An 8,463-nucleotide genomic window follows, 5' to 3' on the forward strand; every position below is an offset into this window, starting at 1 on the left:
TTTACGCGTATGACAGGCTCCGGAAGACGGTTGTTGCGCACGTATTCGGTGAACGCACTATGGCGACGCTGGGGCGTCTTATGAGCTTGCTGTCACCCTTTGACGTGGTGATATGGATGACGGATGGCTGGCCACTGTATGAATCCCGCCTGAAGGGAAAGCTGCACGTAATCAGCAAGCGATATACGCAGCGAATTGAGCGGCATAACCTGAATCTGAGGCAGCACCTGGCACGGCTGGGACGGAAGTCGCTGTCGTTCTCAAAATCGGTGGAGCTGCATGACAAAGTCATCGGGCATTATCTGAACATAAAACACTATCAATAAGTTGGAGTCATTACCCCGTCGTGCCAGAAAATTAAATAAGTAAATTAATTTTTTAATTCATTGTTTTTAAAAAGATTATATCTTTATGTCCGTAACCGGAGATTTCCCGCAAAGCCGATTTACCGATAATGAAATATCGTCTTTTATAAGGATATCTAAGATGCGTAAAACAGTAGCTTTTGGCTTTGTCGGAACGGTGCTGGATTATGCCGGGCGCGGCAGTCAGCGCTGGTCAAAATGGCGTCCGACACTCTGTTTATGCCAGCAAGAATCGTTGGTCATCGATCGACTGGAATTATTGCATGACGCCCGCTCGTGCTCGCTATTTGAAACGCTTAAACGCGATATCGCCAGCGTTTCGCCAGAAACAGAAGTGGTGAGCATTGAGATTGAACTGCATAACCCGTGGGATTTCGAAGAGGTTTACGCCTGCCTGCATGATTTCGCCCGTGGTTACAAGTTTCAGCCAGAAAAAGAAGACTATTTAATTCACATCACCACCGGCACCCACGTCGCGCAGATTTGCTGGTTTCTGCTGGCGGAAGCGCGTTATCTACCCGCCCGGTTGATACAAACTTCACCACCGCGCAAAAAAGAACAACCGCGCGGTGCCGGTGAAGTGACGATTATCGATCTCGATCTAAGCCGTTATAACGCCATCGCCAGCCGCTTTGCCGAGGAACGCCAGCAAACGCTTGATTTTCTTAAGTCCGGCATTGCCACGCGTAACCCCCACTTCAACCGCATGATTGAGCAGATTGAAAAAGTGGCGATTAAATCCCGCGCACCGATCCTGCTTAACGGCCCAACCGGTGCGGGAAAGTCATTTCTGGCGCGACGTATATTTGAATTAAAACAGGCGCGGCATCAGTTTAGCGGCGCGTTTGTGGAAGTGAACTGCGCCACCCTGCGCGGCGATACCGCCATGTCGACGCTGTTTGGTCATGTGAAAGGCGCGTTTACCGGGGCGCGGGAATCTCGTGAAGGTTTATTACGCAGCGCCAACGGCGGAATGTTGTTTTTTGATGAGATTGGCGAACTGGGCGCAGACGAACAGGCAATGCTGCTAAAAGCCATTGAAGAGAAAACCTTTTACCCGTTTGGCAGCGATCGCCAGGTGAGCAGTGATTTTCAGCTTATCGCCGGAACGGTGCGCGATTTGCGCCAGCTGGTTGCCGAAGGCAAATTTCGCGAAGATCTGTACGCGCGGATCAATCTCTGGACCTTCACCCTGCCGGGTCTACGCCAGCGCCAGGAAGATATTGAACCGAACCTTGATTATGAAGTGGAGCGCCACGCCACACTCACTGGCGACAGCGTGCGTTTTAACACCGAAGCGCGGCGCGCCTGGTTGGCTTTTGCGACCTCTCCCCAGGCAACATGGCGCGGTAACTTTCGCGAACTTTCTGCCAGCGTCACGCGGATGGCCACCTTTGCCACTAGCGGACGCATCACTCTGGACGTGGTTGAAGATGAGATAAACCGTCTGCGCTATAACTGGCAGGAGAGCCGCCCCTCCGCGCTTACGGCGTTGCTGGGCGCAGAGGCAGAAAACATCGATCTCTTCGACCGTATGCAACTGGAACACGTTATCGCTATCTGCCGCCAGGCAAAGTCGCTTTCTGCAGCCGGACGACAGCTTTTTGATGTTTCGCGCCAGGGCAAAGCCAGCGTCAATGACACGGATCGGCTACGCAAATACCTGGCGCGTTTTGGTCTGACGTGGGAAGCCGTGCAGGATCAGCACAGCTCCAGTTGAATATGATGGTCCGTCAGCACCTGCATTACGCTTACTGGCGGCGGGGCGTCGGTGTAGACGGCATCTACCATGCTGATGCTGCCCATATTGACCATCGCGTTACGGCCAAATTTCGAGTGATCGACAACCAGCATAACGTGGCGCGAGTTCTCAATAATGGCGCGCTTGGTGCGAACTTCGTGGTAATCGAACTCCAGCAGCGAGCCGTCGCTATCGATGCCGCTTATCCCCAGAATGCCGAAATCAAGGCGGAACTGGGAGATAAAATCGAGCGTCGCTTCGCCAATGATCCCGCCATCGCGGCTGCGTAATTCGCCACCGGCGAGAATAATGCGGAAATCTTCTTTTACCATCAACGTGTTAGCAACATTGAGATTGTTGGTGACAATACGCAAATTGCTGTGATTAAGCAGCGCGTGCGCCACCGCTTCCGGCGTGGTGCCGATATCGATAAACAGTGTCGAGCCGTTGGGGATTTGCTCCGCCACTTTGCGGGCAATCCTCTCTTTTTCTTCGGTCTGGGTGGCTTTGCGATCGTGCCACGGCGTGTTAACCGAACTGGAAGGCAGCGCCGCACCGCCATGGTGACGCAGGATCAGGTTTTGCTCCGCCAGCTCATTGAGGTCGCGGCGAATAGTCTGCGGGCTGACGGAGAAATGCTCTACCAGCTCTTCAGTACTGACATAACCCTGCTGTTTAACCAGTTCGATAATACCGTTGTGACGTTGTGTTTGTTTCATTTATAAATCCCTGGAATTATTTTCGTTTTCGCGCATTGAGCGAATCAACAAAAGCCATCGCTAAACCCACGGCTAACCCGGCGATGTGTGCTCCGTTCGCCATCGACATCCCAAACAAATCAAACCATCCGGCGACAATCCAGATCAGCGCAAAGATAATTAACCCACGTTGCAGGTAAATGCCACTTTGCGGATCGCGCTCACCACGTAGCCAGACGTAGCCCATCAGCGCATACACCACGCCAGAAAGCCCGCCAAACCACGGCCCGCTGAATTTTTGCTGCACATAGCCGCTTAACAGGGCGCTAATGAGAGTAATAACAATTAGCTTACCGCTACCGAGGCGTTTTTCCACCGCACCGCCGAGATACCACCACCAGAGCAGGTTAAAGAGGATATGCATCAGCGAGAAGTGCATTAACGCGTGGGTGAAGTAACGCCAGAACTCAAATTTCAGTGTTGGATCGAATGGCCAGGCCAGCCATAACATCACTTCCTGATCGCCGAGAATTTGCATGGCGATAAACACCACCACGCAGGCGATCATCACCACCCAGGTTACCGGACCTGCGCGTTCACGCAAGGCAGCAAAGAAAGGATAACGGCGATAATGCAGACCACTGCCGGTATGGCCCGCCTGCCAGCTGGCCGCCAGATAACGCGGATCTGCCGGGTTTTCGAGAAAACGCGCCAGCTCCGCCCGCACGCGCTCGGCCTGGGACTCATCCGCCAGCCAGACATCGCTTTGGTTATGTTGTTGAATCGTAAGGATAACACCCTGCGTCGCCATGTAATCAACAAACGCCTGCACCACGCGGGGGTTAGCAAAAGAGGTAATCATCAACATCGTTGCTGTCGCTTATTCCACACAAAAGGGGACAGTATAAAGCGTTACGCGCCGTACGCCACCTCTGCGGGAAACTGACGCTGCCAGGCTTCAAAACCGCCGTCAATGCTATAGACCACATCGTAGCCCTGTTGCAGCAGATACTGCGCCGCGCCTTTGCTACTATTGCCGTGATAACACATCACCATCACCGGAGTGTCAAAGTCGTTATCACGCATAAACGCGCCCAGCGTGTCGTTGGTTAAATGGAAAGCCTGCACCGCATGTCCCATTGCGAAACTCTGTGGATCGCGAATATCGACCAGCACCGCCTCTTTTTCCTGCAACTTCTGGTGCGCGTCGGCAACGTTAATACATTCGAACAGATCCATGCGTCTCTCTTTCTTTACAAACAAGTGGGCAAATTTACCGCACAGTTTACGTCGAAGCGGCAGATAAACGCCATAATGTTATACATATCACTCTAAAATGTTTTTTCAATGTTACCTAAAGCGCGATTCTTTGCTAATATGTTCGATAACGAACATTTATGAGCTTTAACGAAAGTGAATGAGGGCAGCATGGAAACCAAAGATCTGATTGTGATAGGTGGCGGCATCAATGGTGCTGGTATCGCGGCAGACGCCGCTGGACGCGGTTTATCCGTGCTGATGCTGGAGGCGCAGGATCTCGCTTGCGCGACCTCTTCCGCCAGTTCAAAACTCATTCACGGTGGCCTGCGCTACCTTGAGCACTATGAATTCCGCCTGGTCAGCGAGGCGCTGGCTGAACGTGAAGTGCTGCTGAAAATGGCTCCGCATATCGCCTTCCCAATGCGTTTTCGCCTGCCACATCGTCCGCATCTGCGCCCGGCGTGGATGATTCGGATTGGTCTGTTTATGTACGATCATCTGGGTAAACGCACCAGCCTGCCGGGATCAACCGGTTTGCGTTTTGGCGCAAACTCAGTGTTAAAACCGGAAATTAAGCGCGGATTCGAATATTCTGACTGTTGGGTAGACGACGCCCGTCTGGTACTCGCCAACGCCCAGATGGTGGTGCGTAAAGGCGGCGAAGTGCTTACTCGGACTCGCGCCACCTCTGCTCGCCGCGAAAACGGCCTGTGGATTGTGGAAGCGGAAGATATCGATACCGGCAAAAAATATAGCTGGCAAGCGCGCGGCCTGGTTAACGCCACCGGCCCGTGGGTGAAACAGTTCTTCGACGAGGGGATGCATCTGCCTTCGCCTTATGGCATTCGCCTGATCAAAGGCAGCCATATTGTGGTGCCGCGTGTGCATACCCAGAAGCAGGCCTACATTCTGCAAAACGAAGATAAACGTATTGTGTTCGTGATCCCGTGGATGGACGAATTTTCCATCATCGGCACCACCGACGTAGAGTATAAAGGCGATCCGAAAGCGGTGAAGATTGAAGAGAGTGAAATCAACTATCTGCTGAAAGTGTATAACGCGCACTTTAAAAAACAGCTTAGCCGTGACGATATCGTCTGGACCTACTCCGGTGTGCGTCCGCTGTGTGATGATGAGTCCGACTCGCCGCAGGCTATTACCCGTGATTACACCCTTGATATCCATGATGAAAACGGCAAAGCACCGCTGCTGTCGGTATTCGGCGGTAAGCTGACCACCTACCGAAAACTGGCAGAACATGCGCTGGAAAAACTGACGCCGTATTATCAGGGTATTGGCCCGGCGTGGACGAAAGAGAGCGTGCTGCCGGGTGGTGCCATTGAAGGCGACCGCGACGATTACGCAGCTCGTCTGCGCCGTCGCTATCCATTCCTGACTGAATCGCTGGCGCGTCATTACGCACGCACTTACGGCAGCAACAGCGAGCTGCTGCTCGGCAATGCGGGGGCGATAAGCGACCTCGGGGAGGATTTCGGTCATGAGTTCTACGAAGCGGAACTGAAATACCTGGTGGATCACGAATGGGTCCGCCGCACCGACGATGCCCTTTGGCGTCGCACAAAACAAGGCATGTGGCTGAATGCGGATCAACAATCTCGTGTGAGTCAGTGGCTGGTGGAATATACGCAGCAGAAGTTGTCGCTGGCGTCGTAAGGATGATGCCCGGTTGAAGTGCAACCGGGCTATTTGGATTCCTTAGACTATTCATTGTAAATAATTGAATAACGGCCCCTGAGCTAAAATCGCCAAACTTAAGCACGTTACCCAATCGCCCCACTTCTTCCTCTGGTTTCTATTTTTTCTGCACCAATGGCAATAATATCCCAATGCAAAACCAAGCTGTGCACTAATCGGGCCGACAAAATCAGTCCAAGGCTGCGGCCAAAAAGGGGAAAAATTCAGGGGAGGCCAGACAAACGTCAGAAAGAAATTTCGGATATTTTCCAGCAACGCTGATTTCTCTGGAGAAATATAAAGAATGAAATTCGAGAGAATTAACCAGAAATAGACCGGCGAAAAGACCAGCCAGCAATGCAGTCTGTTTTTTAATTCAGGAGGCGTTCTGCGGGAGAATTGCCAACCGATGCCAGCCATTACACTGAAAAAAAGTGCATATTCAACTATTAACTCAAGTTGTAATTCCTGAAGAGAAATACGCACAACCAGGAGCGGAAAGGAGAATATTATTTCTGCCAGAAAAGTTAACGTGAATATAAGTACGGCTAAGACAATAACCGTCAGCCATACCAATAATGACACGATAACAAAACCGAGAATTACAGGGGGAATATAAAGCCGGAATCTAATCATTTTTATTTTCCTGGTGATTCGGATGATGCGTCATACATCGCGCATAAACACTCATCAATTATCCAGTCATCTTCCCAGACCTGATATTCTGTCATTGGTTCGGGCTGTTTTAGCGGGTTCTCAATCGCTTGCCGCGCTCTTTCTTTCAGTAAAGGATGATTATTTCTAGCCCAGGCATTGATTTGGGTGGTAATGACGTTATCGATATCGTCCTGGTTATCTCTGATATAATCCTCACAATATCTGTTCAATAAACAGGCAAGAGAAACGGTCGACCAAAAGCCGGGAACTGAATTAATGGCATCCAGCAATGGCGCAAGAGCGATATCGGCACGGAAAAACATTTCCAGCATATACTGTAATTCGACAGCTTCATCGCCGGATACCCAATCAGTCATATACTGGCAGGCAAATCGCTGTAAAATTGCCCGTTCATCCGCACGCCAGTTTTCTTTGTTGGCAAGGTTGATACGGCGCAGAGAAAAAACTACGTGAATATTGTCAAAATGCCCCTGTGCAACAAATTCCAGTAAACGCGGCAGAAAATAGCGGACCTCATCGCTATTTTGCGGATCAGGCCCTGGGCTACTATTCCAGGCATTGATTAAGGAATACGGGATCGCTCGTAACGATGTACTCCGTAATGCCTTTTGTTCCTGCTGACTCAGGCAATATTCACAACAAACCACAAATTTCTGCGGCACCCGATAACGACGAAAGGTGTGATAAATCTGCTCAATTAATGCCTGCATGGCGGGGCTGGGTTGCATAGTTACCCCCTCGCCCGCTGATCGCGTGTAAACGGTTGATAGACAAAACGAGCATTCGCCGCGTTCAGGCGAATAAGGGCGCTACGCGAAAGGGAAAAGCTGGGGCGAATGCAACTATTGCAGTCTCGACAGCTTTCCTCTGCGCAATTTTCCACTGAGTAATGACGCGTGTAGAGTTTCAGTGCGGCCTGCTTATCGCGAAATCCGCGTAAACTGTTATTGTTATGAAATTTCCAGGCATCTTTAAAGACCTGAAAGATATAGACATCCTCAATCCAGGAGTCACATTTTTTAAGCGGGCGCTTTGCTATTATCACCCGCTCATCCGGATTTAGCATCGCCGTAAATTGTACGGTGACGTCATTTGTCGTGTTCAGGTCACATTGAACATCTGGTACATCACTGATATAGGGGTCAAATCCAAAATCAGCACCACAGGCACAAAGACGGCTAATGGTGGCGGTATCGAGGGAAAATCCCGGCCATACTTTGCTGGAGGTTAAGCCAATATTTAATGTGACATCATATCGAAGCAATCCCTCAAGACCGTCAGCACCGACGAACTTTTCCCCTTCATCCAGGGCCTGGTTAATAAGTTGCTGAACAATGCCTTCATCCCAGTATGCCGATTTGCAGTTGGCAATCGTAATATCCACGCCTGTGAAGGGATCAGTACCGGCAAGGCTTGCAAATAATGTATTAACTAATTCCATTTTTATTATCCAGCTTTAAGGTAGCGTCTTATACATCGGGACATAACCTACATCTTCCACCAAACTCTGTCCCTGCGGCGTTAAAAACCACTCCAACAATTTTTGTGTCTCTGACGTCGTATTTTCCCGCGTTACCATAAAGGCATCGATGATATAGGGATATTTGCCGTTGCGAATGTTTTCGGCAGTCGGTGCAATACCGTTAATCGCTAGCAGTTTTATATTTTTATCGGCGTTCATTTGTGTTGCGTAATAACGGAAGGTGTAACCTATTGCGTTGTTTGTATTACGGTATTCGGCAACGACTTTAATCATTCCCTCCATCATACTTGCCACGGTAATGACTCCAACTTACTGATAGTGTTTTATGTTCAGATAATGCCCGATGACCTTGTCATGCAGCTCCACCGATTTTGAGAACGACAGTGACTTCCGTCCCAGCCTTGCCAGATGTTGTCTCAGATTCAGATTATGTCGCTCAATGCGCTGAGTGTAACGCTTGCTGATAACGTGCAGCTTTCCCTTCAGGCGTGATTCATACAGCGGCCAGCCATCCGTCATCCATACCACGACCTCAAAGGCCGA

9 protein-coding genes and 2 pseudogenes are annotated in these 8,463 nt (G+C 50.5%); 3 read left to right on the plus strand and 8 right to left on the minus strand.

The features are described from left to right. Together BFF42_RS06160 and rtcR are read left to right on the plus strand one after the other, a co-directional pair. Positions 1-326: pseudogene (locus tag BFF42_RS06160) on the plus strand (IS1-like element IS1B family transposase); the annotation flags it as partial. Positions 327-486: 160 nt separating this feature from the next. Further along, complete coding sequence (gene rtcR, locus BFF42_RS06165) at positions 487-2,085, plus strand: DNA-binding transcriptional regulator RtcR (RefSeq protein WP_039059609.1); 1,599 nt, start codon at positions 487-489, stop codon at positions 2,083-2,085. On the opposite strand, the gene BFF42_RS06170 is transcribed toward rtcR, so the two are convergent. Genes BFF42_RS06170 through glpE form a run of 3 tightly spaced genes read right to left on the minus strand, consistent with a single transcriptional unit; the run spans position 2,067 to position 4,043 of the window. After that, entirely contained in the window at positions 2,067-2,825 is a 759-nt protein-coding gene (locus BFF42_RS06170; protein ID WP_000815099.1) for a DeoR/GlpR family transcriptional regulator, read from the minus strand. The two genes, rtcR and BFF42_RS06170, sit on opposite strands and share 19 nt — an antisense overlap. 16 nt (positions 2,826-2,841) lie before the next feature. Further along, entirely contained in the window at positions 2,842-3,672 is an 831-nt protein-coding gene (glpG, locus tag BFF42_RS06175; RefSeq protein WP_000928745.1) for a rhomboid family intramembrane serine protease GlpG, read from the minus strand. A gap of 44 nt (positions 3,673-3,716) precedes the next feature. Continuing rightward, the gene (gene glpE / locus BFF42_RS06180; protein ID WP_000362869.1) at positions 3,717-4,043 is read right to left on the minus strand and encodes a thiosulfate sulfurtransferase GlpE; all 327 of its coding nucleotides are present in this window, start codon (positions 4,041-4,043) and stop codon (positions 3,717-3,719) included. A 189-nt stretch (positions 4,044-4,232) separates the two neighbouring features. Between glpE and glpD the strand changes: the two genes are divergently transcribed. Next, on the plus strand, positions 4,233-5,738 hold the full coding sequence (gene glpD / locus BFF42_RS06185; RefSeq protein WP_000448139.1) for a glycerol-3-phosphate dehydrogenase: 1,506 nt from the start codon (positions 4,233-4,235) through the stop codon (positions 5,736-5,738). A 51-nt stretch (positions 5,739-5,789) separates the two neighbouring features. Here glpD and BFF42_RS06190 read toward each other — a convergent pair whose 3' ends face one another. From BFF42_RS06190 to BFF42_RS06210, 5 genes and pseudogenes are all read right to left on the minus strand, one after another. After that, complete coding sequence (locus BFF42_RS06190; protein ID WP_039059611.1) at positions 5,790-6,395, minus strand: hypothetical protein; 606 nt, start codon at positions 6,393-6,395, stop codon at positions 5,790-5,792. Positions 6,396-6,397: 2 nt separating this feature from the next. Then, a complete protein-coding gene (locus tag BFF42_RS06195) occupies positions 6,398-7,165 on the minus strand; it encodes a hypothetical protein (RefSeq protein WP_001183160.1) in 768 nt (255 codons plus the stop codon). A gap of 2 nt (positions 7,166-7,167) precedes the next feature. Further along, positions 7,168-7,878, minus strand: a complete 711-nt coding sequence (locus BFF42_RS06200; protein ID WP_000424542.1) for a YbbD family protein — start codon at positions 7,876-7,878, stop codon at positions 7,168-7,170. A gap of 15 nt (positions 7,879-7,893) precedes the next feature. Continuing rightward, positions 7,894-8,214 (minus strand): annotated as a pseudogene (locus BFF42_RS06205) (PstS family phosphate ABC transporter substrate-binding protein); the annotation flags it as partial. A gap of 15 nt (positions 8,215-8,229) precedes the next feature. Further along, on the minus strand, positions 8,230-8,463 hold a 234-nt coding region (locus BFF42_RS06210; RefSeq protein WP_001393844.1), incomplete at its 5' end, for an IS1 family transposase.

The sequence above is a fragment of the Shigella sp. FC1661 genome (genome assembly GCF_001712525.1).
GTDB classification, from domain to species: Bacteria; Pseudomonadota; Gammaproteobacteria; order Enterobacterales; family Enterobacteriaceae; genus Escherichia; species Escherichia coli.

Excerpts from the sequence above, each read along its gene's own strand:
- rtcR (WP_039059609.1), top strand. The coding sequence starts at position 487 with ATGCGTAAAACAGTAGCTTTTGGCTTTGTCGGAACGGTGCTGGATTAT.
- BFF42_RS06170 (WP_000815099.1), bottom strand. The coding sequence starts at position 2,825 with ATGAAACAAACACAACGTCACAACGGTATTATCGAACTGGTTAAACAG.
- glpG (WP_000928745.1), bottom strand. The coding sequence starts at position 3,672 with ATGTTGATGATTACCTCTTTTGCTAACCCCCGCGTGGTGCAGGCGTTT.
- glpE (WP_000362869.1), bottom strand. The coding sequence starts at position 4,043 with ATGGATCTGTTCGAATGTATTAACGTTGCCGACGCGCACCAGAAGTTG.
- glpD (WP_000448139.1), top strand. The coding sequence starts at position 4,233 with ATGGAAACCAAAGATCTGATTGTGATAGGTGGCGGCATCAATGGTGCT.
- BFF42_RS06190 (WP_039059611.1), bottom strand. The coding sequence starts at position 6,395 with ATGATTAGATTCCGGCTTTATATTCCCCCTGTAATTCTCGGTTTTGTT.
- BFF42_RS06195 (WP_001183160.1), bottom strand. The coding sequence starts at position 7,165 with ATGCAACCCAGCCCCGCCATGCAGGCATTAATTGAGCAGATTTATCAC.
- BFF42_RS06200 (WP_000424542.1), bottom strand. The coding sequence starts at position 7,878 with ATGGAATTAGTTAATACATTATTTGCAAGCCTTGCCGGTACTGATCCC.